Origin of the sequence: Conyzicola lurida (assembly GCF_014204935.1) — a bacterium.
Classification (GTDB): Bacteria; Actinomycetota; Actinomycetes; order Actinomycetales; family Microbacteriaceae; genus Conyzicola; species Conyzicola lurida.
In genome coordinates this window covers 2,464,955-2,488,193 of the sequence record NZ_JACHMJ010000001.1, presented here as the reverse complement: position 1 = coordinate 2,488,193, position 23,239 = coordinate 2,464,955, and the positions used below count along the sequence as shown (strand labels likewise).

The 23,239-nt window shown below is 70.9% G+C and carries 25 protein-coding genes; 16 read left to right on the top strand and 9 right to left on the bottom strand.

What is annotated here, in order from left to right:
* Window positions 1–62: 62 nt before the first annotated feature.
* From HD599_RS12120 to HD599_RS12105, 4 genes are read left to right on the top strand one after another with little or no spacing between them, the layout of a single operon-like run.
* Window positions 63–2,237 (top strand): alpha-galactosidase, encoded by a 2,175-nt coding sequence (locus HD599_RS12120; protein ID WP_184237902.1) that lies wholly within the window; start codon window positions 63–65, stop codon window positions 2,235–2,237.
* A complete protein-coding gene (locus HD599_RS12115) occupies window positions 2,234–3,187 on the top strand; it encodes a carbohydrate ABC transporter permease (RefSeq protein WP_184237900.1) in 954 nt (317 codons plus the stop codon). Before HD599_RS12120 ends, HD599_RS12115 begins: the two co-directional genes overlap by 4 nt.
* 7 nt (window positions 3,188–3,194) lie before the next feature.
* Window positions 3,195–4,151, top strand: coding sequence for a carbohydrate ABC transporter permease (locus HD599_RS12110; RefSeq protein ID WP_184237898.1), 957 nt, complete (start codon window positions 3,195–3,197; stop codon window positions 4,149–4,151).
* A gap of 48 nt (window positions 4,152–4,199) precedes the next feature.
* Window positions 4,200–5,564, top strand: coding sequence for an ABC transporter substrate-binding protein (locus tag HD599_RS12105; protein WP_343062043.1), 1,365 nt, complete (start codon window positions 4,200–4,202; stop codon window positions 5,562–5,564).
* Between the two features lie 104 nt (window positions 5,565–5,668).
* Here the strand turns inward: HD599_RS12105 and HD599_RS12100 are convergent, their stop codons facing one another.
* Together HD599_RS12100 and HD599_RS12095 are read right to left on the bottom strand one after the other, a co-directional pair.
* Entirely contained in the window at window positions 5,669–6,400 is a 732-nt protein-coding gene (locus HD599_RS12100) for a ferredoxin reductase (RefSeq protein WP_343062042.1), read from the bottom strand.
* On the bottom strand, window positions 6,397–6,990 hold the full coding sequence (locus HD599_RS12095; RefSeq protein ID WP_184237894.1) for a sulfite oxidase-like oxidoreductase: 594 nt from the start codon (window positions 6,988–6,990) through the stop codon (window positions 6,397–6,399). Before HD599_RS12095 ends, HD599_RS12100 begins: the two co-directional genes overlap by 4 nt.
* Before the next feature lie 90 nt (window positions 6,991–7,080).
* On the opposite strand from HD599_RS12095, the gene moaA reads away from it, so the two are divergent.
* Entirely contained in the window at window positions 7,081–8,148 is a 1,068-nt protein-coding gene (gene moaA / locus HD599_RS12090) for a GTP 3',8-cyclase MoaA (protein ID WP_184237892.1), read from the top strand.
* A complete protein-coding gene (locus HD599_RS12085; protein ID WP_184237890.1) occupies window positions 8,141–8,383 on the top strand; it encodes a MoaD/ThiS family protein in 243 nt (80 codons plus the stop codon). The genes moaA and HD599_RS12085 overlap by 8 nt, the downstream gene beginning before the upstream one ends.
* Window positions 8,384–8,632: 249 nt before the next feature.
* Here HD599_RS12085 and HD599_RS12080 read toward each other — a convergent pair whose 3' ends face one another.
* From HD599_RS12080 to HD599_RS12060, 5 genes are read right to left on the bottom strand one after another with little or no spacing between them, the layout of a single operon-like run.
* The gene (locus tag HD599_RS12080) at window positions 8,633–9,085 is read right to left on the bottom strand and encodes a molybdenum cofactor biosynthesis protein MoaE (RefSeq protein ID WP_184237888.1); all 453 of its coding nucleotides are present in this window, start codon (window positions 9,083–9,085) and stop codon (window positions 8,633–8,635) included.
* Window positions 9,078–10,127, bottom strand: coding sequence for a bifunctional molybdenum cofactor biosynthesis protein MoaC/MoaB (gene moaCB / locus HD599_RS12075; protein ID WP_184237886.1), 1,050 nt, complete (start codon window positions 10,125–10,127; stop codon window positions 9,078–9,080). The genes HD599_RS12080 and moaCB overlap by 8 nt, the downstream gene beginning before the upstream one ends.
* Window positions 10,124–11,311, bottom strand: coding sequence for a molybdopterin molybdotransferase MoeA (locus HD599_RS12070; RefSeq protein WP_184237884.1), 1,188 nt, complete (start codon window positions 11,309–11,311; stop codon window positions 10,124–10,126). The genes moaCB and HD599_RS12070 overlap by 4 nt, the downstream gene beginning before the upstream one ends.
* Complete coding sequence (locus HD599_RS12065) at window positions 11,311–12,432, bottom strand: ThiF family adenylyltransferase (protein ID WP_184237882.1); 1,122 nt, start codon at window positions 12,430–12,432, stop codon at window positions 11,311–11,313. The genes HD599_RS12070 and HD599_RS12065 overlap by 1 nt, the downstream gene beginning before the upstream one ends.
* Before the next feature lie 21 nt (window positions 12,433–12,453).
* On the bottom strand, window positions 12,454–12,594 hold the full coding sequence (locus HD599_RS12060; RefSeq protein WP_184237880.1) for a hypothetical protein: 141 nt from the start codon (window positions 12,592–12,594) through the stop codon (window positions 12,454–12,456).
* A gap of 111 nt (window positions 12,595–12,705) precedes the next feature.
* Between HD599_RS12060 and HD599_RS12055 the strand changes: the two genes are divergently transcribed.
* From HD599_RS12055 to HD599_RS12040, 4 genes are read left to right on the top strand one after another with little or no spacing between them, the layout of a single operon-like run.
* Window positions 12,706–13,119, top strand: a complete 414-nt coding sequence (locus tag HD599_RS12055) for a TOBE domain-containing protein (RefSeq protein ID WP_343062162.1) — start codon at window positions 12,706–12,708, stop codon at window positions 13,117–13,119.
* A gap of 14 nt (window positions 13,120–13,133) precedes the next feature.
* Window positions 13,134–13,922, top strand: coding sequence for a molybdate ABC transporter substrate-binding protein (gene modA / locus HD599_RS12050; protein WP_184237876.1), 789 nt, complete (start codon window positions 13,134–13,136; stop codon window positions 13,920–13,922).
* Window positions 13,922–14,758, top strand: a complete 837-nt coding sequence (locus HD599_RS12045) for an ABC transporter permease (protein WP_343062041.1) — start codon at window positions 13,922–13,924, stop codon at window positions 14,756–14,758. The genes modA and HD599_RS12045 overlap by 1 nt, the downstream gene beginning before the upstream one ends.
* Entirely contained in the window at window positions 14,755–15,777 is a 1,023-nt protein-coding gene (locus HD599_RS12040) for a sulfate/molybdate ABC transporter ATP-binding protein (RefSeq protein WP_184237874.1), read from the top strand. The genes HD599_RS12045 and HD599_RS12040 overlap by 4 nt, the downstream gene beginning before the upstream one ends.
* A 35-nt stretch (window positions 15,778–15,812) precedes the next feature.
* Here the strand turns inward: HD599_RS12040 and HD599_RS12035 are convergent, their stop codons facing one another.
* A complete protein-coding gene (locus HD599_RS12035; RefSeq protein ID WP_184237872.1) occupies window positions 15,813–16,493 on the bottom strand; it encodes a YoaK family protein in 681 nt (226 codons plus the stop codon).
* A gap of 87 nt (window positions 16,494–16,580) precedes the next feature.
* On the opposite strand from HD599_RS12035, the gene HD599_RS12030 reads away from it, so the two are divergent.
* Entirely contained in the window at window positions 16,581–17,645 is a 1,065-nt protein-coding gene (locus tag HD599_RS12030; RefSeq protein WP_184237870.1) for an acetamidase/formamidase family protein, read from the top strand.
* On the top strand, window positions 17,642–19,210 hold the full coding sequence (locus HD599_RS12025; RefSeq protein ID WP_184237868.1) for an AtzH-like domain-containing protein: 1,569 nt from the start codon (window positions 17,642–17,644) through the stop codon (window positions 19,208–19,210). Before HD599_RS12030 ends, HD599_RS12025 begins: the two co-directional genes overlap by 4 nt.
* Before the next feature lie 44 nt (window positions 19,211–19,254).
* Here the strand turns inward: HD599_RS12025 and HD599_RS12020 are convergent, their stop codons facing one another.
* The gene (locus HD599_RS12020) at window positions 19,255–19,401 is read right to left on the bottom strand and encodes a hypothetical protein (RefSeq protein ID WP_184237865.1); all 147 of its coding nucleotides are present in this window, start codon (window positions 19,399–19,401) and stop codon (window positions 19,255–19,257) included.
* Window positions 19,402–19,526: 125 nt separating this feature from the next.
* Here HD599_RS12020 and HD599_RS12015 point away from each other — a divergent pair, with 125 nt between their 5' ends.
* The 4 genes from HD599_RS12015 to HD599_RS12000 are packed head-to-tail and all read left to right on the top strand — an operon-like array spanning window position 19,527 to window position 23,198.
* A complete protein-coding gene (locus tag HD599_RS12015) occupies window positions 19,527–20,747 on the top strand; it encodes a pyridoxal-phosphate-dependent aminotransferase family protein (protein ID WP_184237863.1) in 1,221 nt (406 codons plus the stop codon).
* Window positions 20,748–20,763: 16 nt separating this feature from the next.
* Complete coding sequence (locus HD599_RS12010) at window positions 20,764–21,996, top strand: allantoate amidohydrolase (RefSeq protein ID WP_184237861.1); 1,233 nt, start codon at window positions 20,764–20,766, stop codon at window positions 21,994–21,996.
* Complete coding sequence (locus HD599_RS18215) at window positions 21,993–22,802, top strand: MurR/RpiR family transcriptional regulator (RefSeq protein WP_343062040.1); 810 nt, start codon at window positions 21,993–21,995, stop codon at window positions 22,800–22,802. The genes HD599_RS12010 and HD599_RS18215 overlap by 4 nt, the downstream gene beginning before the upstream one ends.
* Before the next feature lie 42 nt (window positions 22,803–22,844).
* Window positions 22,845–23,198 carry a cupin domain-containing protein gene (locus tag HD599_RS12000; protein ID WP_184237859.1) on the top strand — a complete coding sequence of 118 codons (354 nt, stop codon included), beginning with the start codon at window positions 22,845–22,847 and terminating at the stop codon, window positions 23,196–23,198.
* Window positions 23,199–23,239: the final 41 nt, after the last annotated feature.

Genomic DNA, 23,239 nt, shown 5'->3' with positions numbered 1-23,239 from the left:
TTCTATCGTAATAATATTACCGTTGAACGAAGCCCACTCGGGCCCGAGGCAAGGAAGCCACAATGTCAGACACCACCCGACTGTTCCATCTCTTCGCGGGCGGTGTCAGCGTTGTCATCGATGCGACGGGAACCGGTGTTCCCCGCATCGCGCACTGGGGCGCAGCCCTCCTCCCAGTATCTCCCGCGGGCCTCGCGCAGCTCGTCACCGCTGGCCAGCCGCAGATCGTCTCCAACAGCATCGACACCCTGGTGCCGCTCGGCATCCTGCCCGAGCAGTCGACCGGCTGGGCCGGCACGCCCGGCATCACCGGCCACCGTGACGGCCGCCACTTCTCCCTCGCGCTCGAACTGACGGACGCCCGCGTCGAGCAGTCGCCCGACGCGCGCTTCGCCGACCGCCGGTTCGTGGCCGCGCTCGCCGACGTCGACGCCGGTCTCGCCGTGGAGCTCGTGCTCGAACTCTCCGACTCGGGCGTGCTGCGCACCCGCGCCACCGTGACCGGCACCGCGGACGGCGCCTACACGCTCGACGGTCTCAACCTCGCTCTGCCCGTGCCGCTGCAGGCGCAGGAGATCCTCGACTTCACCGGACGCCACGTGCGGGAGAGCAGCGCGCAGCGCCACGACTTCACCTTCGGCACCCACGTCAAGGAGGGCCGTCGCGGCCGCACCGGTCACGACGCCGCCCTGCTCTACGCGGTCGGCACCGCCGGTTTCGGATTCCGCAGCGGCGAGGTCTGGGGCGTGCAGGTGGCGTGGAGCGGCAATCACCGCAGCTACGCCGAGCGTCTTCCCAACGGCCGCGGCGTCGTCGGCGGCGGCGAACTGCTGCTGCCGGGCGAAATCCGCCTCGAGAACGGCGACGGCTACACCAGCCCGTGGCTCTACGCTTCCTACGGCACGGGGCTCGACGACCTCAGCGCGCGCTTCCACGAGTTCCTCCGTGCCCGCGTCGGCTACCCGACCTCGCCGCGCCCCGTCGTGCTCAACACCTGGGAAGCGGTCTACTTCGACCAGGACCTCGACACGCTGCTCGCCCTCGCCGACCGCGCCGCCGAGGTCGGGGTCGAACGGTTCGTGCTCGACGACGGCTGGTTCCACGGCCGCCGCGACAAGTCCGCCGGGCTCGGCGACTGGCGCATCGACGAGGGCGTCTGGCCCGAGGGCCTCGACCCGCTGGTCTCCCGCGTACGTGCCCTCGGCATGCAGTTCGGACTCTGGTTCGAGCCCGAGATGATCAACCCCGACTCCGACGCGGCGCGCGAGCACCCCGAGTGGATCATGTCGCCGGGCCACCGTCTGCCGCCGACGGCCCGCTACCAGCAGGTGCTCGACCTCGCGAACCCCGAGGCCTTCGCCCACGTGCTCGAGAGCATGAGCGCCCTCGTCGCCCGCTACGACATCGACTTCATCAAGTGGGACCACAACCGCGACCTGGTCGACGCCGGCCACCCCGGAGCGGGTGTCGCGGGCGTGCACGACCAGACCCTCGCGTTCTACCGCCTCGTCGACGAGCTGCGGGCGCGCCATCCCGAGCTTGAAATCGAGGCGTGTTCCTCGGGTGGTGCCCGCGCCGACCTCGAGGTGCTCGAGCGCAGCGACCGCATCTGGGCGAGCGACTGCATCGACGCGCTCGAGCGTCAGCGCATCGAGCGCTGGACCGGGGTCACGGTGCCGCCCGAGCTGATCGGCTCGCACGTCGGTTCAGCGACCGCCCACTCGACCAAGCGCACGCACGACATCTCGTTCCGCGCCGGCACGGCCCTGTTCGGCAGCTTCGGCATCGAGCAGAACCTGTCGCTGGCGAGCGCCGAGGAGATCGCGCAGCTCACCGAGTGGATCGCGCTCTACAAGGAGCTGCGGGGCTGGATGCACCGCGGCACCGTCGTGCGCGGCGACCACCCCGACCCGTCGTACTGGCTGCGCGGCATCGTCGCGAAGGACCGCGACCAAGCGCTCTACTCGTTCGTCGCCGTGGCGACCAGCGTGCAGAACCCGCCCGGCATGGTGCGCCTGCCCGGCCTCGACCCCGAGCGCACCTACCGGGTCGCTCCGCTGGCCCCCGGAAACGGCATCCTCACTTTCAACCACCACGCGGGTCCCGCCTGGTGGACGGACGGCATCGAGCTGAGCGGCCACGCCCTCTCGAGCGTCGGCCTCCAGGCGCCGGCGCTCGCCCCCGAGCATCTCGCCCTCGTGCACGTCACCACCACCAAGGAAGGCCTGGACCGATGACCGCTCCGACCACCACCCGCCCGAAGGCCGGGCGCGCGCAGCCCTCGGGCCTCGTGCCGCCGAGAAAGCCGCTGATCACGCTGAAGCGCCGTGAAGCGTTGGCCGCGTGGGGCTTCGTGCTGCCGGCCCTGCTCGGCTTCCTCGCGTTCTTCGTCTGGCCCGCCCTCAGCGGCCTGTACTACAGCTTCACCGACTTCGACCTGCTGACGGCGCCGGAGTTCATCGGGCTCGACAACTACACGCGGCTGGCCGCCGATCCGCTGTTCTGGAACGCCATCGGCACGACCAGCTACTACGTGGCGATCAACATCGGACTGCAGACGGTTCTCGCCCTCGGCATCGCCGTGCTGATGCACCGGCTCACGCAGTCGATGGTGATCCGCGGCATCGTGATGCTGCCGTACCTCATCGCCAACGTGATCGCGGCGCTCGTCTGGTTCTACATGTTCGACTTCCAGTTCGGCATCGTGAACGAGGTGATCAACGCGATCGGCCTCGACCGGGTGGCGTTCTTCGGCGAGAGCGACTGGGCGATCCCGACGGTGGCGCTCATCAACGTGTGGCGCCACATGGGTTACACGGCGCTGCTGATCTTCGCGGGACTGCAGACCATCCCCAAGGAGGTCTACGAGGCCGGCGCGATCGACGGCGGCTCGGAGCTGCGCATGTTCCGCAGCATCACCCTGCCGCTGCTGCGGCCCGTGCTCGCCATGGTGCTCGTCGTCACGGTCACCGGATCGTTCCAGCTGTTCGACACCATCGCGGTGACGACACAGGGCGGCCCGGTCAACTCGACCCGCGTCATCAACTACTACATCTTCGACATGGCCTTCAACCGGTTCGACTTCGGTTACGGCTCGGCGATGGCGCTCGCGCTCTTCGTGCTGCTCGCCGCCTTCACCTTCATCCAACTGCGCCTCACCCGCGCCAACAAGTCCGACCTGGGATGACCCGACCATGACACTGACAACCGCCGCCCCCGAGCTCGCCAGCACCACCGAGCCCTCGCCGCCGAAGAAGGCGCCGCGCCGCAAGAAGCCCCGCCTCACGGTGGGCCGGTTCTTCGCCTGGGCCGCCCTGGTCGCCGTGATGCTGATCACGCTGATTCCGTTCTACTGGATGCTGCGCACCTCGTTCTCGACCTCGACCTCCCTGGGCAGCGACCCCGGTTCGCCGTTCCCCGTCGACTTCACGCTCGGCGCCTACGAGCGCGTGCTCGGCCTCGCGACACCGGCCGAGGCGCTCGCCGAGGGCGGATCGGGCGCGTCGATCAACTTCTGGGCCTACCTGCGCAACTCGCTCATCGTCGCGACGGTGACGACGATCGGCCAGGTGCTGTTCTGCTCGATGGCCGCCTACGCCTTCGCCCGCCTGCAGTGGAAGGGCCGCGACCTCGTCTTCTCGTCGTTCATCGCGGCGCTGATGGTGCCGCCGATCTTCACCACGATCCCGAACTTCGTGACGATCCGCGAACTCGGACTGCTGAACACGTATGCCGGCATCATCCTGCCGACCCTGCTCATGACGCCGTTCGCCGTGTTCTTCCTGCGCCAGTTCTTCCTCGGCATCAGCCGCGAGGTGGAGGAGGCCGCGATCATCGACGGGGCCGGCCCGATCCGCCGGTTCTTCCAGGTGATCCTGCCGCTCGGCTCGGCGCCGATCGCGACCCTCGCGATCCTCACCTACATCACGTCGTGGAACGAGTACTTCTGGCCCCAGCTGGTCGGCCGCGAAGAAGACGTGCGCGTTCTCACCGTGGCGCTCGGGGTCTTCCGCTCGCAGACGCCGCAGGGCGGGCCGGACTGGGCGGGCCTCATGGCGGCAACCCTCATCGCGGCTCTGCCCATCCTGATCCTCTTCCTCTTCATGGGCCGACGGGTCATCAACTCGATCGGCTATTCCGGCACCAAGTAGCTCTACCCAGCACATCCGCACCAACTACACCAGCATCACGAAAGGGAAATGATGAACAAGTCCACGAGATACCTCGCGGCTCTCGCAGCAGTGCCGCTGCTCGCCCTCACCGCCTGCGCCGGCGGAGGTGGAGGCGACGACGCCTCCGCGAGCGGCGAAATCACCTACTGGCTCTGGGACTCCAACCAGCAGGTGGCCTACCAGCAGTGCGCGACCGACTTCGAGGCAGCCAACGACGGTGCCTCGGTCAAGATCGAGCAGTACGGCTACGACGACTACTTCCAGACGCTCACCACGAGCCTCGTCGGCGGCAACGCGCCCGACGTGATCACCAACCACCCGTCCTTCTTCCCGCAGCTCGCCTCCACCGGCCAGCTGCTCGGCCTCGACGACGTCGTCGAGAGCGAGGGCATCGACTTCGACGACTACCAGGCCGGCATCCCCGAGCTCTGGGTCGGCGAGGACGGCGTGCGTTACGGACTCCCGAAGGACTGGGACACCGTCGCCACGATCTACAACGCGGGCTACCTGGCCGAGGCGGGCCTCACCCCCGAGAGCCTGCAGAACCTCGAGTGGAACCCCGAGGACGGCGGCACCTGGGAAGACACCATCGCGCACCTCTCGGTCGACGTGAACGGTGTGCGCGGCGACGAGCCGGGCTACGACGCGAAGAACGTCGAGGTCTACGGTCTGGGACTCAAGTCGAAGTCGGGAATCGGCGCCTTCGGCCAGACGCAGTGGAGCATGTACGCGCTCAGCACCGGCTGGGAGTACGCGGACAAGAACCCGTTCGGCACGGACTTCAACTACGCCGACGACGAGTACATCGACACCATCGCGTGGTGGCGCTCGCTCACCGAGAAGGGCTTTATGCCCAGCTACCAGGCCGCGTCCTCCGGCGTCGGTATCAAGGACGCCTACGGTGCGGGCAGCTACGCCCTCGTCACCGACGGCAGCTGGAACGCCCGCAGCTACTACGGCTTCACCGGCATCGAGAGCGGCATCGCGCCGCTGCCGATCGGCCCGAGCGGCGAACGCGTCGGAATCCTGAACGGCCTCGCCGACTCGGTGCTCGCGTCGAGCGAGAACCCCGAGCTGTCGAAGAAGTGGGTCGCCTACCTCGCCTCCGCCGACTGCCAGGACGTCGTGGCCGAGGCCGCGGTCGTCTTCCCGGCTCTGAACAGCTCGAGCGAAAAAGCCCGTGAGGCGTTCAGCGCCGCCGGCCTCGATGTCTCGGTCTACTACGACGCGGTGGCCGCCGGCGAGACCGAGCTCGCGCCGATCGCCAACCACTGGGTCGACGTGCTCGCCATCATGGAGCCCGCCGTCGAGTCGGTGCTGATCTTCGAGGCCGAGCCCGAGTCGCTGAAGGAAGCGGCCGCCGAGGTCGACAAGCTCTTCGCGAACGACTAGCCCGCGGCTCGGCCGCGGCACTTCCGCGGCCTGAAATGACAGTCGCGCCCGAACTTTCGGGCGCGGCTGTCATTTTTCGTAGCGCGGCCGGGTGCGCGGGTGCGTCAGGCCCCGCCGAAACGTTCTGTTTTGACGGATGCCGCGGGGTGGCCGAGCGCGACGAGCAAGTCGGCGACGCTCTCGACGAATCCGGTCGGACCGCACACGAACACGGAGGGGTTGTCGCCCGCAGGGATGACCGAGGCCGCGAGGATGTCGTGGCTCACGCGACCCGGTTTCGTCGGCCAGTCGGCCGGCGCCGCCCGGGTGTACACCCAGGTGATCTCGAAGGTGGGGGAGGCGAGGCGCGCGAGCTCGTCTTTGAAGAACACGTCCTCGGGCGTGCGCACCGAGTAGAGCAGCCGGAACGGCGCGGTACTGCCGCTCGCCGCGTGGGCGCGCGCGATCGCGACCAGCGGCACGATGCCGGAGCCACCGCCGATGAGCTGCACCGGTTCGGTCTGCTCGGGCCGCCAGACGAACCAGCCGCCGAGCGGGCCGCGCACCTCGAGCTGGTCGCCGGGCAGTAGGTCGTCGACCAGGTACGGGGACACCTCGCCGTCGGGCAGCCGGTCGACCGCGAGTTCGAGGTGGTCGGTCGCGTCGGCGGAGGCGATCGAGTACGACCGCACCGCCTGGTACCCGTCGGGCGCGGTCAACCGCACGTCGAGGTGCTGGCCGGCGAGGTTGCCACCCCACCCGGGAACGTCGATCTCGATGCTGCGTCCCGTGGGCGTCTCCGAGCGCACGGCCGTGACGGTGCCGACCTTCCAGGTGCCGACAGAGTCAACGCTCACCAGTAACGCTGTTCTTTCCACGGGTCGCCGTAGATGTTGTAGCCGTTCTGCTCCCAGAATCCGGGGTCGTCGCTCTTGTGCATCTCGATGCCGCGCACCCACTTGGCGCTCTTCCAGAAGTAGAGGTGCGGCACGAGCAGGCGCGCGGGACCGCCGTGCTCGGGGTGCAGCGGTTCGCCGTCGAACTCGAACGCGATCCAGGCCTTGCCGCCCATGAGGTCGGCGAGCGGCACGTTGGTCGTGTAGCCGCCGTAGGAGTGGATCATCGTGTAGCCGTAGCTGGTGTCGACGTCCTTAAACAGGGTGTCGAGCGAGACGCCGCGCCACGAGGTGCCGAACTTCGACCAGCGGGTGACGCAGTGGATGTCGGTGGCGATGTCTTCGATGGGAAGCGCCATCAGTTCGGCCCAGGTCCAGTGGTGCGTGGTGCCCTTCTCCGTGGAGATGGTGAACTCCCACTCGTCCGTGTCGATACGGGGAGTCGGACCGGCGGAGAGCACCGGGAAGTCGGTGGTCAGAAACTGCCCCGGAGGTAGGTCGGGGTTGTGCTCCCGAGAACGCCCAGAAAAACCGCGAGAGATGATGCCCATGTCGGTGCCCCTTTCGTTGTGGCCAGCCTATCCAGCCGCGGGGGTGTCGTGCATCGCGTGTTCCCACCCGGCACGAACTAGGGTTGCTACATGACTCGCCTCGGACTCGGTATCCCGATGATCCGACGCGACCCCGGCACGATGCCGTCGATGCACGGGCGTCCGGATGTCGCGGGGCTGGTCGACAAGTTCGGCCGCGAGGCGCGCGACCTGCGGGTGTCCATCACCGAGAAGTGCTCGCTGCGTTGCACCTACTGCATGCCGGAGGCGGGCCTCCCCGCGATCGCCCGCGAGAACCTGCTCACCGCCGTCGAGATCGGCCGGCTGGTCGGCATCGCCGTGCGTGACCTCGGTGTCCGCGACATCCGCTTCACCGGCGGCGAGCCGCTTATGCGCAACGACCTCGTCGAGATCATCGCGCGCAGCGCCGAGGTCGCGGACGGCGCCTCGATCTCGATGACCACGAACGGCATCGGCCTCGACAAGCGCGTCGGCGATCTCGTCGCCGCCGGCCTCACCCGCGTCAACATCTCGCTCGACACCGTCGACCGCGACCATTTCGCCCGGCTCACCCGCCGCGACCGTCTCCCGTCGGTCTTCGCCGGCATCGAAGCCGCGAAGCGCGCGGGGCTCACCCCGCTCAAGATCAACGCCGTGCTGATGCGCGACACCCTCGGCGGCGCGCTCGACCTGCTCGAGTGGTCGGTCGCCAACGGCGTGCGCCTGCGCTTCATCGAGCAGATGCCGCTCGACGCCGACGAGGCCTGGGCGCGCGACAACATGGTCGACGCGGCCGAGCTGCTCGACATCCTGTCGTCGCGCTTCGTGCTCACCCAGCCGCACCGCGAGGACCCCTCGGCCCCCGCCGAAGAGTGGATCGTCGACGGCGGCCCGGCCACGGTCGGCATCATCGCCTCGGTGACCCGCTCGTTCTGCGAGGCCTGCGACCGCACCCGCCTCACCGCCGAGGGCACCGTGCGCTCCTGCCTCTTCGGCGACGACGAGACCGACCTGCGCGCTCTGCTCCGCGGGGACGCCTCCGACGCGGTCATCGCCGACTGGTGGCGCGCGGCGATGTGGGGCAAGCAGGCCGGACACGGCATGGACCGCGCCGACTTCGTGCGCCCCGTCCGCAGCATGGGCGCGATCGGTGGCTGAGGTCGTCGTCCGCTACTTCGCCGCAGCGGCGGATGCCGCGGGCCGGCTCGAAGAGACACTGCCGGCACTCGAGACGGTCGGCCAGCTGCGCGGCGAGCTCGTCGCCAAGTACGGTGACGCGATGGCGCGGGTGCTGGCCTCCGGGTCGTTCCTCGTCGACGGGATCGTGAGCCGCGACGACGCGCGCACCCTCGGCCAGCGCGTGGACGTGCTGCCGCCCTTCGCCGGCGGCTGATCGCGGCGGCTGCCGTGCCGGGCGCGCCGGGCGCGCCGGGCGCGCCCGGCACGCCCGGCCGCACCCGCCCGTAGCGCGCGCCGACGCGGTCGCCCGCGCCCTCATTCGCGGCAAAATGCTCCTCCCGCGCCGTCGCAAGAGCATTATGCCGCCGATGAGGACTCGCGCGGTCGTCGTTTCGCCCGAAAACGTGCCGTTGCGCGAAAAGTGGGGCGCTTTCGGGCGAAACGAGCGGGAGGGGCTTCGGCGCTACAGCCCGACCCACTCCGTCGTGCCGGTGGCGAGGTGCTGGCGCTTCCAGATCGGAACCGTCTGCTTGACGATCTCGACGAGCCGCTCGCACGCGGCGAAGGCCTCGGCGCGGTGCGGGGCGGCGGCTGCGGCGACGAGCGCGGTGTCCCCGATCGCGAGCGGACCGGTGCGGTGCACGGCGGCGATGCGCAGGCCGGTTTCCGCGGCGACGGTCGCGCAGGCCTCGGCCAGGAACCGCTCGGCTTCGGGGTGCGCCTGGTACTCCAGCGCCGAGACGGCCTCGCCGTGGTCGTGGTTGCGCACGATCCCGCGGAACGTCACGAGCGCCCCGTTCGCCGGGGTCAGGACGAAGTCCTCGAGCGGGGCGGCGTCGATGGGGGTGTCGGCGATGTGGGAGAGGATTTCGGGCCCTTCGACAAGCTCAGGGACCGGGGATGATTTCTCAGACATGCGGCCCCCCGCCCGAGACCTGCGCCACGAGGTGCGGCAGCACGTCGGCGAGCACGGCCAGCCCGTCGTCGACCCCGCCGGGCGAACCGGGCAGGTTGACGATCACGGTGTTGCGCGCGGTCCCGGCGACGGCGCGGCTGAGCGCGGCCATCGGCGTGGACGCCTGGCCGTGCGCGCGGATCGCCTCGGCGACGCCCGGCAGCTCCCGGTCGAGAAGGGCGAGCGTGGCCTCCGGCGTGCGGTCGGTGGGGCTGACGCCGGTTCCCCCGGTGGTCAGGATGACGGAGGGCGCGGTCTTCACGACGCGGGCCAGCTCGGCCGCGATGTCGGCGTCGGCCACCACGGTCACGGCGTCCACGGTGTACCCGGCGGCGACCAGCCACTCGGCGATCACCGGGCCGGTCGTGTCGGCACGGGTTCCCGCGGCGCCGGCGGTCGACGCCACGACGACGGCCGCGGTGTTGAGCCGGGGCTTGGCGCGGCGGGGGCGTTTGGTGGGCTGGGCCTCGGCGGGCTGCCCGTCGGCGGGCTGCCCGTCGACAGGCGAGGGGACCGGGGGGACCGAGGCAGCGGGACGCGTCCAGTGTCCGTGCTTGCCGCCCGTCTTGTCGCGCAGCTGGATGTCGGTCATGGTCGCTGCGGCATCCACCGCTTTGATCATGTCGTGCAGGGTGAGGGCGGCGACCGTGACGGCGGTCAGCGCCTCCATCTCGACTCCGGTCTGCCCGACGGTCTTCGCGGTCGCCGTGATGAGGATCGAGTCGGCGGTGAAGTCGAAGTCGACCTTGACCGACGAGAGCGGGATCTGGTGGCAGAGCGGGATGAGCTCGCTGGTCTTCTTGGCGCCCGAGATGCCGGCGATGCGCGCGGTGGCGAGTACGTCGGCCTTCGGCAGGTCGTCGGCGCGCACGAGGGCGATGACGTCGGGCCGGGTGACGACGCGTCCGGTCGCGGTGGCGCTGCGCTTGGTGATTTCTTTGTTGCCGACGTCGACCATGCGGGCGCGGCCGTCGGAGTCCAGGTGCGTGAGGGCGCCGCTCACAGTTCGATCGTTTCCACGGTGTCGCCCGCTTTCAGTTCGGTGGTGGTTTCCGGCACATCGATCAGGACATCGGATGCGGCCATCCCGGCGACGAGGTGCGAGCTCGGCCCGGCGACGGGTTCCACTCTGCCACCGCCGACCGTGCGTCCGCGCAGAAACTGGCGTTTGCCCGGGATGGACCGCACGTCGACGGTCAGCTCGCGCGACACCCGCACGGCGGCGGGCAGCCCGGCGTACTCGCGCAGGATCGGGGCCACGAACACCTCGAACGAGATCTGCGTGCTGACCGGATTCCCGGGGAAGCTGACGATCGGCACCCCCGCGAAAGTGCCGGTCGCCTGCGGTCCGCCGGGTTGCATCGCGATGTGCCCGATCGCCCCGCCGATCTCGCCGAGGAAGTCGCGCACCACCTCGTGCTCGCCCATCGAGATCCCGCCCGAGGTGAGGATGAGATCGGCATCGGATGACGCGACGAGCATGGCGCCGCGCAGCTCCGACGACTCGTCGTTGCCGTTGAACAGCGCGTGGGTGACGTCGGCCCCGGCCGCGCGGGCCGCGGCGTCGAGCGCGACGCTGTTCGAGTCGTAGATCTGGCCGGGCAGGATCGCGACGCCGTGCTCGGGCCGGGTGAGTTCGGCGCCCGTGGAGATGACCACCGCGCGCAGGCGGGTGCGCACCTCGACCCGGGCGATACCTGCGGCGGCGAGCACGGCGAGGTGGCGCGACGCGAGCCGGAGCCCGGCGGGCAGCAGCTCGTCGCCCTCGCGGGTGTCGGAGCCGCGGTCGCGCACGTACTCGCCGAGCGAGCGTGCGCGGTGGATGGTGACCGTGCCGCCGACGACGGTGGTGTCCTCGACGGGAATGACGGCGTCGGCCCCCGCGGGGACCATGGCCCCGGTCATGATGCGCACGGTGGTGCCCGGCTCGAGCGGCGCGGGCTCGCCGGGGCTCGCGGCGACCTCGCCGACGATCGGCAGCGAGGTGCCCGCGGAGACCTCGGCGGAACGCACGGCGAACCCGTCCATCTGCGAGTTGCGGAACAGCGGCAGGTCGACGGGGGAGAGGATCGGCGCGACGGTGACGCGGCCGAGCGCCGACCACAGGTCGACCGTCTCTGTCGTCGTCGGCAGCGCGACGAGGGAGCGGATCAGCGCCGCGTGCTCGTCGACGGAGGTGTGCGCCATCAGTAGCGGGCCATGCCGGGGTCGATCTCGCGAGCGTACGCCTCGATCCCGCCCCCGAGGTGGCGCGCGTGGACGAAGCCGTGCTGCGTGAGCAGTTGCAGGGCCATCTCGGAGCGGGTGCCGTGGTGGCAGTAGAGGATGAACTCCTCGGCCGGGTCGAGCTTGTCGATGACGCTCTCGAGCGAGCCCAGCGGCACGAGCAGCGAGTCGGGGAGGCTGACGATGCTCGCCTCCCACGGTTCGCGCACGTCGAGCAGCACGACGTCGTCGCCCCGTTCGAGGATGGCGGACAGTTCGGCGGGTGTGACGGTGTCGTCGCTCATGGCGGTTCCACTTTCGGTCGGGGTGACGCCGCAGAAGGCGTCGTAGTCGATCAGTTCGGTAATGGGCGCGGCCTCGGGGTCGCGCTGGTAGGCGAGCTCGCGGAATCCGCCGCTGAGCGAGTCGAACGTGGTGACCCGGCCGATCAGCGGTTCGCCGACGCCGGTGAGCACCTTGAGCGCCTCGCCCGCCATGACCGAGCCGATCACCGCGACGACGGTCGGGAAGACCCCGCCCTGCTCGCAGGACAACACGCTGCCCGCGGGAGGCGGGGTGGGGAACAGGTCGCGGTACTGCGGCCCCTTCGCGGCCCAGGCAACTCCGACCTGGCCGGCGTACTGCGAGACGGCGCCCCAGACGAGCGGGATGCCGGTGATGGCGGCGGCATCGTTGGCGAGGTACCGCGTGGGGAAGTTGTCGCTGCCGTCGATCACGAGGTCGTAGCCGGCGAACAGGTCGAGCGCGGTGTCGCGGCCGAGACGCTCGGGGATCGCGACGACGGTCGTGCCGGGGTTGATGGCGGCCACGCGGGACGCGGCCGACGCGACCTTGGGGCCACCGACATCCGCCTGCCCATGGATCGTCTGCCGGTGCAGGTTGCTCAGTTCGACCGTGTCGTCGTCGATCACGCCGACGGTGCCGACGCCCGCCGCGGCGAGGGCGGGGATGACCGCGCTGCCGAGGCCGCCGGCTCCGATCACCAGGACGCGGGCGGTGGCGAGGGCGCGCTGGGCGTCGAGGCCGAAGCCCGGAAGCGCGAGCTGGCGGGCGTACCTGTTCGGCAAGGCGCTGGAGGGCATGTCCTCGATTGTGTCAGGTGCCTAGCCCTCGCGCCGACCCCTGCGGCGCAGCAGCAGCCCCACCGTGGAGCCGACCGCGCCGAGCAGCACGAGTACCGCGCCGATGATGAAGACGGGACCGATGTCGGCGCCGGTCGCGGCGAGGTTGTCTAGACGGATCATGATGGGGCAAGCGTAACCGCCCCGACCACGGGCATTGCTGGTGATCACGCGGATACGGTTATTATTCGATGAGACAAACGCATCTGCGGAAAAAGGGGAGGCGACATGGCGGTGACGCAATTCCGCGTCAGCGAGGCGGCGGCCCTGCTCGGCGTCAGCGACGACACCGTCAGGCGATGGGCGGATGCCGGTCGGCTGACACTTACGCGGCCGACGACCGGACCGGCGTTCGTCGACGGCGCCGAACTCGCCTCCCTCTCGCTCGAGCTCGCGGCCGAGTCCGCGCTCGCCGCGGCCTTCCCGGCTTCGCGCGCGTCGGCCCGCAACCGGATCACCGGCATCGTCACGAAGGTGACGAAAGACGGCGTGATGGCCCAGGTCGAGCTGCAGGCCGGCCCGTTCCGGCTGGTCTCGCTGATGAGCCGCGAGGCCGCCGACGAGCTCGGGCTCGAACCCGGATCCCTCGCGGTCGCGAGCGCGAAAGCCACCACGATCGTCGTCGAACTCCCCGAGACGCCTAAGTGAACAGCGGAGCGAGAATGGAGAAGCTGTCCGCCCTCGCCATCGGAGCGGTGCTCGCCGTGGCGCTCGCCGGGTGCGCCGGCACGGCCGACACCCCGGCGGAGTCGACGCCCGCCGCCGCGGACGCCCTCCGAGGTTCGATCACGGTGTTCGCCGCGGCATCCCTCACGGCCACGTTCACCGAGCTCGCCTCGCAGTTCGAGGCGGCCCACCCCGACACGACCGTCGAGCTGAACTTCGCCGGATCGTCCGACCTGGTCACGCAGATCACCGAGGGTGCGCCCGCCGACGTCTTCGCCTCGGCCGACACCAAGAATATGGGCAAGGTCACCGACGCCGACCTCGCCGAGGGCGACCCGGTCGACTTCGCCACCAACGTGCTCGAAATCGCGGTTCCCCCGGGCAACCCCGCGGGCATCGACAACTTTGCCGACCTCGCAGGCCCCGACGTGAAGCTCGTCGTCTGCGCGCCCGCCGTGCCGTGTGGCGCGGCCACCGTCGCGGTCGAGACCGCCTCGGGCGTCGACCTCGCCCCCGTGAGCGAGGAGTCGGCCGTGACCGACGTGCTCGGCAAGGTCACCTCCGGCGAAGCCGACGCCGGACTCGTCTACGTCACCGACGTCATCGGTGCGGGCGACGCGGTCGAGGGCATCGAGTTCGACGAGTCCGCCGAAGCCGTCAACACCTACCCGATCGTCGCGCTCGGCGACTCCGAGGCACCCGACGTCGCCCAGGCGTTCGTCGACTTCGTCGCGGGCGACGAGGGCCGGAGCGTGCTCGAGGCGGCCGGGTTCGGGGCGCCCTAGTGCCCACGCGCACGAGCGTGCCGCGCTGGGTCGTCGCCGTCGCGGCGATCGGCGCGCTCTTCGTGCTGCTTCCGCTGGCGGCGATGGTGCTCCGCGTCAACTGGGCGGAGTTCGTCCCGCTCGTGACGAGCGAGGCGTCGGTCGACGCGCTCTGGCTCAGCCTGCGCACGTCGCTCGCCGCGACCGCCCTGTGCATCGTGCTCGGTGTGCCGCTCGCGCTCGTGCTGGCCCGTGCGACGTTCCCGGGCCAACGACTGGTGCGCTCGCTCGTGCTGTTGCCGCTCGTGCTGCCGCCCGTCGTCGGCGGCATCGCGCTGCTCTACACGTTCGGGCGCCGCGGTCTGATCGGCGAGCACCTGGACGCGCTCGGAATCACGATCGCGTTCTCCACCACCGCGGTCGTGCTGGCGCAGACCTTCGTGGCGCTGCCCTTTCTCGTGCTCAGCCTCGAGGGCGCGCTGCGCACGGTCGGCACGCGCTACGAGGAGGTCGGGGCGACGCTGGGCGCCGCGCCATCCACCGTCCTTCGACGCATCACCCTGCCGCTCGTGCTGCCGGCCCTCGTCTCGGGAGCCGTGCTGTCGTTCGCCCGTGCCCTCGGCGAGTTCGGCGCCACCCTGACCTTCGCCGGCAGCCTGCAGGGCACCACGCGCACTCTGCCGCTGGAGATCTACCTGCAGCGCGAGACGTCGCCCGACACCGCGGTCGCCCTCTCGCTCGTGCTCGTCGTCGTCGCGGTGGTCGTCGTCGGCATCGCCTACCAGGCCGGCAGCACCGACTTTCTGCGGTCGTCGTTCGGTTCGCGATCGGCTTCCAGACGGGCGGATGACGCATGAGCTTCACCCTCGACGCCCGAGTCGACGCGCGCGACGTCGACCTCGCGATCACCGTGCAGCGCGGCGAGACCGTCGCGGTGCTCGGGCCGAACGGCGCCGGAAAGTCGACGCTGCTCGGTCTGGCCGCAGGGCTGTTGCGCGCCGATTCGGGCAGCGCGACGCTCGACGGCGCGACCCTGTTCGACGCCGCGACGTTCGTGCCGCCGCACAGCCGTGGCGTCTCGCTGCTCGCACAGGACGCGCTGCTCTTCCCGCACCTGAGCGTGCTGGAGAACGTCGCGTTCGGGCCGCGCAGCGCGGGAGTGCGCGCGGCTGCCGCGCGATCCATGGCGCGCGACTGGCTCGGCGAGGTGGACGCGCTGGAGTTCGCGTCCCGCCGCCCGGCCGAGCTCTCGGGCGGGCAGGCTCAGCGCATCGCCGTCGCGCGGGCCCTCGCCGCGGGCCCGAAGCTGCTGCTGCTCGACGAGCCGCTCGCCGCGCTCGACATCTCGGTCGCCCCGGCCGTCCGCCGCATGCTGCGCCGCGTGCTCGCCGACCGCACGGCGCTCATCGTGACGCACGACATCCTCGACGCGTACACGCTCGCCGACCGGGTCATCGTGGTCGACGGCGGACGCGTGGTGGAGGAGGGGCCGACGCGCTCGGTTCTGGAGCGGCCGCGCACCGCGTTCACCGCGGGGCTCGCGTCGCTGAGCGTGCTGACGGGCGAGCGCACGGCGACGGGCCTGTGGACCGCCGGCGGGGACATCGCCGCCCCGAGCGACCTGCCCGTCGGCACCGCGGTCGCCGCGGCGATCCGGCCGGCCGCGGTGAGCGTGAGCCTCGAGGAACCTCGGGAGGTCAATCGGCTGCGCGGCACGGTGCGCGATCTCGAGCCGCGCGGGGACGTCATCCGGGTGCGGTCCGACCTGCTGTCGGCGGATGTCGCACCCGCCGTGGTTGCCGACCTCGACCTCGCGCTGGGCACGCCGGTGTGGTTCGCGTTCGGTGCGGCGGACGTGCAGGTGTATGCGCGGTGACGGGGTTTCGCCCGTCGAAACACTTCGTAGAAGCGCTACGCCGTGTGGGGCCGCCCGATGTGCCCGAGCAGCGCGCACACCAGAGTGATGACGGCGGCCACCGCCATCCCGAGCCCGATGTGAACGTTCAACAGCAGGCCGCCGACGAGGGCGCCCAGGCCGATGAGCAGCACGGCGCCCGCGCGGCGCTTCCACTGCTGGCCGGAGTTGCCGCCGAACTTCGAGTCGAAGGCGAGGCCGACGAGGGTCGACGTCACGACGACGGTCGTGACGTCCTTCACGCCGATGTGGCGCGCGGCACCCGCCTGCATTCCCATGGCGAGGCCGAGCGCGCCAGTCACGGCGAAGGCGAGCGGTTCGGCCGGCTCGGCGACGAGCAGCAGCGGCACGGCGGCCGCGAGGATGATGACGCCGACGACGGTAAACAGGATCGTGCTGCGTCCCGACCAGCCGGCGGCGACGGGGCGCAGGGTGCGGCCGGCGATGAGCGCGCCGAGCAGGAACAGCACGAGGGCGATGATCGGCCCGATGATGGGCAGGTCGTCGGCGCCTGTGAGGGCCATGCCGAGGATCACGACGTTGCCGGTCATGTTGCCGGTGAAAACCCGGTCGAGGCCGAGATAGCCGACCGCGTCGATGATGCCGGTCGAGAACGTGAGGGCGAGCATCAGGCCCAGGTGGAGGCCGGCGGGGTGCGCCTGCAGACGGTTTTTCATGGGGGCTCCTTCGGGATCGTGCGCCCTCGGGGAGTCGCTACTCTGTCTAGACAGTACTGGAACGCAAGAATGTCGAGGGCAACAGCCATGTCAGCAACGGATGCCCTGCAGCCGGGAGCGGGCGCGATCCGCGCGCCGCACTACCTGCCCTCCACCCCGCACGAGGTGTTCTGGGGCCGCCTTCCCTGCGCGGCCGACGAGCCCGTGCTCACCGTCCACTCCGGCGCCGAAGTGACGATCGACACCCTCAGCCACGAGGGACTGCTCGAGGACCAGGGCAGCGACCCGGTCGCCTTCTTCGGCGGATTCGGTGTGCCCGCGGAATCCGTGCTCGCCGACGCGATCGCCCTGACCGCGACCCGCACGCGCGGCGCCGACGACGGCCCGCACGTCGTCACCGGCCCGATCTTCGTCGAGAGCGCGCTGCCGGGCGACCTGCTCAAGATCACGGTGCTCGAGGCGACGCCCCGCGTTCCCTACGGCGTCGTCTCCAACCGCCACGGCCGCGGCGCCCTGCCCGACGAGTTCCCGCAGGGCGAGGCGAACGTCAGCGTGTTCGCGGCCGTCGACGGCGCGCACGGGACCATGCCCCGCGTCCTCGGCGGCGAGCACAGCGTGCGCTTCCCGCTCGCGCCGTTCCTCGGCATCATGGGTGTCGCCGTCGCCGGGGACGAGCGCCCGCACTCCGTGCCGCCGGGTGCGCACGGCGGCAATATCGACATCAACCTGCTCACCGTCGGTTCGACGCTCTACCTGCCGGTGCAGGTTCCCGGCGCGCTCGCCTACGTCGGCGACCCGCACTTCGCTCAGGGCGACGGCGAGGTCTCGCTCACCGCGATGGAGGCGTCGCTGCGGGTGACGCTGCGCTTCGAGGTCGTCACCCAGTCCGACGCGGTCGAGGCCTTCGGGGTCCTCGCCGGCCCGCTCGCCGAGACGGGCGAGTTCCTCGTGCCCACCGGCATGAGCCCCGACCTCGACGAGGCGGTGCAGAACTGCGTGCGCGCGGCCATCGGCCTGTTGCAGGCCCGCTTCGGCATGGACGCCGCCCACGCCTACGCCTACCTGAGCGCGGCCACGGACTTCAACATCTCCCAGGTCGTCGACCTCGTCAAGGGAGTGCACGCGCGGATCAGAGTGGCGGACTTCGAATGACCGACGTGAACCTGGGCGCCGCGGCATCCGCCCCCGACGGCCTGCTGGACGCCTTCTGGGCCTACGAGACCGCGCTGATGGCCAACGACCTCGCCGAGCTCGACCGCCTGTTCGCCGCGGGCGACGACACGCTGCGCGGCGACGCGGGCGGCATCCTGTACGGGCACGACGCGATCAGCACGTTCCGCAAGGGCCGGGGCGGGGCGCTGAAGCGCACCATCGTGTCGGTCGTCGTGAGAGAGATCGACGAGGATGCCGCGGTGGTCGTCGCCGTCACGGCTCCCGTCACCGGGGGACGCGGCCAGCAGACGCAGCTCTGGCGCCGCATCGACGGAGACTGGGCGGTCGAGGTCGCGCACGTGAGCCTGCCGGCGCCCGCGGTCAACGCCACGGTCTGGCGTACCGTCGGCACCCCTCTCGTCGCCGGGGCCGAGGCGCCGGAGCTCGCCAGCCAGACCGTCGCGGTGAAAGACCTGTTCGACGTCGCCGGGTTCGCCGTGGGCGCGGGAGTGCCCGCATACCTCGCCGAGGCCCCGCTCGCCACCGCGCACGCGCCGGCCGTCGCCGCACTGCTCGCGACCGGTGCCGACATCGCGGGGATCGCGCGCACCGACGAGTTCGCGTACAGCATCGCCGGCCGCAATCCGCACTACGGCACCCCGCCCAACGGCGCGGTCGTCGGGGGGATCCCGGGCGGCTCGTCGAGCGGGCCCGCCTCCGCGGTCGCCCTCGGCCAGGCGTCGATCGGACTCGGCACCGATACCGGCGGATCGCTGCGGGTGCCCGCCTCGTACCAGGGACTCTGGGGACTGCGCACGACGCACGGCGCCGTGAGCGTCGAGGGACTGCTGCCGCTCGCGCCCTCGTTCGACACCGTCGGCTGGCTGACGCGCGACGCCTGGGTGATGCGCGCCGCGGCGACCGCGTCGCTCGACCTGTCGCGGCAGGTGCTGCCGCCGAGCGCGCGGTTCGCCGTCGCCGGCGCGCTGACCGCGCAGTCGACCGCCGGAGTGAGTTCGGCATTCGAGGCGGCCATCGAGACGCTCGCCGCCGACGGGCTCATCGACGACCTCGCCGACGTCGACCTCGGGCACATCGACGACCTGTTCGAGACGTTCCGCGTCGTGCAGGCCGCAGAGGCCTGGGCCACCCACGGCGAGTGGATCGTCGCGCACCCGGGGGCGCTCGGCGACGACATCGCCGCGCGCTTCGCCTGGGCCTCGACGATCAGCGCCGAGGCGGAAGCCCGTGCCCGCGTGGCGCTCGCGGCCGCGCGGCTGAGCATCGAGGACGCGCTCGACGGGCGGACGCTGTTGCTGCCGGCCGCGTCATCCGTCGCCCCGTCGGCCACGGCGTCGCCGGAGACCATCGAGTCGACGCGGGCGAGCACCCTGCGCCTGACCTGCATCGCGGGGCTCACGGGGCGTCCGGGGCTGTCGGTGCCGGCGCTCACCGTCGACGGCGCGCCCGTCGGGCTGTGCGTCGTGGCGCCGCGCTACGGCGATCTCGGTGCGGTGATCACGGGGGCGAAGTTCCACTCGGCGCTGGTGCCCCAAGCGGATTGAGCCCGCCGAAATCCTCACTGTGGGTTTCGACACGCGCAACCCGCCTACAGCGACCGCAGGTCGCGCAGGTCGACGAGGTAGTCCTCGAACGACGAGAGCGCGAGCTCGGCGACGGTGAGTCCGCGGCTGCGCGCCTCCTCGAGGGCCTCGTCGGCGAGGTCGTCGGGAAGTTCGAACTGTACGAAAGCCATGTCGCAAGCCTAGGGTTTCGGCGGGCTCGCGGTTTCGGGGCGCTCAAACCGCGGACTCGTTACCCGCGTGAAACATCTGTTCCAGTAACCTGAAACTCTGGAACAACTGATTCACGGGAGCGCGCATGTCATTCGAACCGATCAACCCTCCGCAGCGGCTGCTGATGGGACCCGGTCCGATCAATGCCGACCCGCGCGTGCTCCGCGCGATGAGCGCCCAGCTCGTCGGCCAGTACGATCCGGCGATGACCGGGTATATGAATGAGACCATGGAGCTGTACCGCGGCGTCTTCCGCACCCGCAACCAGCAGACGATGCTCGTCGACGGCACGAGCCGCGCGGGCATCGAAGCGGCCCTCGTGTCGCTGATCGAGCCGGGCGACCGCGTGCTCGTGCCCGTCTTCGGCCGCTTCGGCCACCTGCTTCGCGAGATCGCCGAGCGCTGCGGAGCCGAGGTGCACGTGATCGAGGCCGAGTGGGGAACCGTCTTCTCGACCGACGCGATCGCCGCGGCCATCGCCGAGGTGCGCCCCAAGGTGCTCGCGATCGTGCACGGCGACACCTCGACCACCGTCGCCCAGCCCCTCGACGAGATCGGCGCGCTCTGCGCCGCGAACGACGTCATCCTCTACGCCGACGCCACCGCGTCCCTCGGCGGCAACCGTTTCGAGACCGACGCCTGGGGCGTCGACGTCGTCACCGCCGGGCTGCAGAAGTGCCTCGGCGGCCCCTCGGGCAGCGCCCCGATCACCCTGTCGCCGCGCGCCGTCGACCTGATCAACTCCCGCAAGAGCATCGAGGCGGGCATCAGAAGCGAGGGGGATGTCGCATCCGCCCACCCCATCCGTTCCAACTACTTCGACCTCGCGATGATCATGGACTACTGGGGGCCGAAGCGCCTCAACCACCACACCGAGGCCACGTCGGCCCTCTACGGCGCGCGCGAGTGCGCCCGTCTGCTCGTCGACGAGGGAATCCCCGAGGCCGTCGAGCGTCATCGCCTGCACGGCGACGCCATGGCGACGGGACTCACCGCCATGGGGCTCACGCTCTTCGGCGACCAGAAGCACAAGATGAACAACGTGGTCGGCGTCGAGATCCCCGACGGCATCGACGGCGACGGCGCCCGGGCCGCGATGCTGAACGACTACGGCATCGAGATCGGCACGAGCTTCGGCCCGCTGCACGGCCGGGTCTGGCGCATCGGCACGATGGGCTACAACGCGCGCCGCGACACCGTGCTGCTCACGCTCGCCGCACTCGAACAGGTGCTTCGCCGCGGCGGAGTGACCGTCACCGCGGGCAGCGGCGTCGGTGCGGCCCTCGACATGTACGCCTCGGCGTAGAAGGAGCGGGACTCTGATGACCGACGCCACCGCCCAGCTGCTGCTCGACCGCTGCGACGAGCTCGCCGCGATCTCGAGCCACCCCGACTACCTGGAGCGCGTGCACCTCTCGAAAGAGCACCGCGCGGCCAACGACCTCGTCGCCGAGTGGATGCGCGAGGCCGGGCTCTCCACCTGGCAGGATGCCGCGGGCAACCAGTGCGGACGCCTCGAGGGCCGCGAACCGGGACTCCCCGCCCTGCTGCTCGGGAGCCACATCGACACGGTCCCCGACGCCGGGCGCTACGACGGCATGCTCGGGGTCCTGCTCGCGATCGCGGTCGTCGGCCGTATCCGGGACTCGGGCATCGAGCTGCCCTTCGCCCTCGAGGTCGTCGCGTTCAGCGACGAGGAGGGCACCCGTTTCGGCACCGCGCTGATCGGCAGCCGCGCGCTCGCCGGAACCTGGCACGACGACTGGTGGAACCTCACCGACAAAGACGGCATCACCCTGTTCGAGGCGTTCCAGGACTTCGGTCTCGACCCCGCCCGCCTGCCCGGCGCGTTCCGTCGCCCCGACGACCTCGTCGGCTACCTCGAGGCTCACATCGAGCAGGGCCCGTACCTCGAGGACGCCGACCGTCGTCTCGCCGTCGTCACGTCGATCGCGGGCGCCCGCCGCTTCGCGCTCACCATGACCGGCAAAGCCGGACACGCGGGCGGCACCCCCTACGACCGTCGCCGCGACGCGCTCGTCGGCGCGAGCGAACTCGTCGTCGAAATCGAGCGCATCTCCAAGGAGCGCGGCGTGATCGGCACCGTCGGCCGGCTGCAGGCGTTCCCGGGAGGCGTCAACGTGATTCCCGGACGCGTCGAGTTCAGCCTCGACCTGCGCGCCGAGTTCGACGAGGACCGCGACGAAAGCATCCGGCTCATTACCGAGGCGGCGCACGCGATCGCGGAGCGCCGCGGCCTCGGCTACCACGCGACCGAGATCTACCGCGCCGACGCCGTGCGCTGCGATCTCGCGCTGCAGGAAGCCGTGGCCGCCGGCATCCGTTCCACCGGAGACGCCGATCCGATGGCCTTCTGGAGCCGGGCCGGCCACGACGGCATGGCGGTCGTCGCCGTCACGCCGATCGCGATGCTCTTCCTGCGCTGCAAGGGCGGTGTCAGCCACCACCCCGACGAGGCAGTGAAGAAGGCGGATGTCGCGGCCGCCGTCGACGCCTACGAGGCGACGGTGCGCCACCTCATCGAGTCGCGGTGAGCAGTTCCCTCGCCGCCCGTATCGACGCGGGCTACCGCGAGCTCTCGCCGCAGGAGCAGCGCGCCGCCGACTTCATGCGCGACCACCTCGCCGACCTCGCGCTCTACAACGCGACCGAGGTCGCGCGGCTCAGCGGAGTGTCGAAGGCGACCGTCAGCCGCCTCTACCGCCGGCTCGGGTTCGAGAACGCCGACGAGCTGCGCGACCACGTGCGCGCGCTCCGCGCCAGCGGCACCCCGGTGGCGAGCGAGACCCCGGCGAACTTCGCCGAGCACCTCGACCGCGAGCTCGCGAACCTGCGCGCCGCCCTCGCCGGGCTCGACCTCGCGCCCGCCGCGGCACTGATTGCGGGCGCCCGCCGGGTCGTGGTCGTGGGGTTCCGCAACAGCTACCCGATGGCGCTGCACCTCCGGCAGCAACTGGCGCACGCGCGGCAGGGCGTCGAACTCGCCCCGCTGCCCGGCCAGTCGATCGGGGAGGAGCTCGCGGCACTCGCCGCCGACGATGTCGTGGTGGTGCTCGGCTTTCGTCGGCGTCCGGCCCTGTTTTCGGGAGTGGTGGAGCTCGCCGCGGCATCCGACGCTCGCGTGGTTCTGCTCAGCGACAGTGCCCGGTATGCCGACGCGGTCGACGTTCTCATCGAATGCCCGGTCGACAGCGTGACCGCGTTCGACAGCTACGCGGCGGCGGCGAGCGTGATCAGCCTGCTCGCGGCGGCCGTGCTCGGCGCGCGGCCCCGCGAGGGCGCCGCCCGCATCGCGGCGATCGGCGACGCCTACCGCGAGCTGGACGAGCTGGAGGGCTGAACCCCCTTCCGCCCGGGCGGCGCGCGGGCGTACGGTCACCGCATGAGCGACGACGACCCGATCGTGACGAACCCCGACCACTACAGGCTGCTGTGGGAGAACGACTTCGTGCGCGTGCTCGACTACAGCGACGAGCCCGGAACTCGGACGACCCCGCACGGGCATCCCAACAGCGTGATGGTGACGCTGAGCTCGTTCCGACGGCGGCTGTCGGCGGGCGGCCGCGAGTTCGAGACGGCTCTGGATGCCGGACAGGCCGTGTGGCTTCCGGCTCAGCGTCACGCGGGGGAGAACATCGGAGACACTCCGACCCACACCATCCTCGTCGAGCTCAAAGGTGCGGCGGCCGGCTCGCTGTCGGAGACGGCACTGGGGCCGGAGTCCGGGAAGAGCTAGGTCGCGGCGCGACAGCACGACGCGTACTCGACAGGACGAAT

What these genes read in the sequence shown, in the direction of transcription:
- HD599_RS12110 (WP_184237898.1), top strand. Translation starts at nt 3,195, where the DNA reads ATGACACTGACAACCGCCGCCCCCGAGCTCGCCAGCACCACCGAGCCC.
- HD599_RS12095 (WP_184237894.1), bottom strand. Translation starts at nt 6,990, where the DNA reads ATGGGCATCATCTCTCGCGGTTTTTCTGGGCGTTCTCGGGAGCACAAC.
- HD599_RS12040 (WP_184237874.1), top strand. Translation starts at nt 14,755, where the DNA reads ATGAGCTTCACCCTCGACGCCCGAGTCGACGCGCGCGACGTCGACCTC.
- HD599_RS12015 (WP_184237863.1), top strand. Translation starts at nt 19,527, where the DNA reads ATGTCATTCGAACCGATCAACCCTCCGCAGCGGCTGCTGATGGGACCC.
- HD599_RS12010 (WP_184237861.1), top strand. Translation starts at nt 20,764, where the DNA reads ATGACCGACGCCACCGCCCAGCTGCTGCTCGACCGCTGCGACGAGCTC.
- HD599_RS12000 (WP_184237859.1), top strand. Translation starts at nt 22,845, where the DNA reads ATGAGCGACGACGACCCGATCGTGACGAACCCCGACCACTACAGGCTG.
- HD599_RS12020 (WP_184237865.1), bottom strand. Translation starts at nt 19,401, where the DNA reads ATGGCTTTCGTACAGTTCGAACTTCCCGACGACCTCGCCGACGAGGCC.
- HD599_RS12105 (WP_343062043.1), top strand. Translation starts at nt 4,200, where the DNA reads ATGATGAACAAGTCCACGAGATACCTCGCGGCTCTCGCAGCAGTGCCG.
- moaA (WP_184237892.1), top strand. Translation starts at nt 7,081, where the DNA reads ATGACTCGCCTCGGACTCGGTATCCCGATGATCCGACGCGACCCCGGC.
- HD599_RS12070 (WP_184237884.1), bottom strand. Translation starts at nt 11,311, where the DNA reads ATGGCGCACACCTCCGTCGACGAGCACGCGGCGCTGATCCGCTCCCTC.
- HD599_RS12115 (WP_184237900.1), top strand. Translation starts at nt 2,234, where the DNA reads ATGACCGCTCCGACCACCACCCGCCCGAAGGCCGGGCGCGCGCAGCCC.
- HD599_RS12035 (WP_184237872.1), bottom strand. Translation starts at nt 16,493, where the DNA reads ATGAAAAACCGTCTGCAGGCGCACCCCGCCGGCCTCCACCTGGGCCTG.
- HD599_RS12080 (WP_184237888.1), bottom strand. Translation starts at nt 9,085, where the DNA reads ATGTCTGAGAAATCATCCCCGGTCCCTGAGCTTGTCGAAGGGCCCGAA.
- HD599_RS12025 (WP_184237868.1), top strand. Translation starts at nt 17,642, where the DNA reads ATGACCGACGTGAACCTGGGCGCCGCGGCATCCGCCCCCGACGGCCTG.
- HD599_RS12065 (WP_184237882.1), bottom strand. Translation starts at nt 12,432, where the DNA reads ATGCCCTCCAGCGCCTTGCCGAACAGGTACGCCCGCCAGCTCGCGCTT.
- HD599_RS12060 (WP_184237880.1), bottom strand. Translation starts at nt 12,594, where the DNA reads ATGATCCGTCTAGACAACCTCGCCGCGACCGGCGCCGACATCGGTCCC.
- HD599_RS12120 (WP_184237902.1), top strand. Translation starts at nt 63, where the DNA reads ATGTCAGACACCACCCGACTGTTCCATCTCTTCGCGGGCGGTGTCAGC.
- HD599_RS12030 (WP_184237870.1), top strand. Translation starts at nt 16,581, where the DNA reads ATGTCAGCAACGGATGCCCTGCAGCCGGGAGCGGGCGCGATCCGCGCG.
- modA (WP_184237876.1), top strand. Translation starts at nt 13,134, where the DNA reads ATGGAGAAGCTGTCCGCCCTCGCCATCGGAGCGGTGCTCGCCGTGGCG.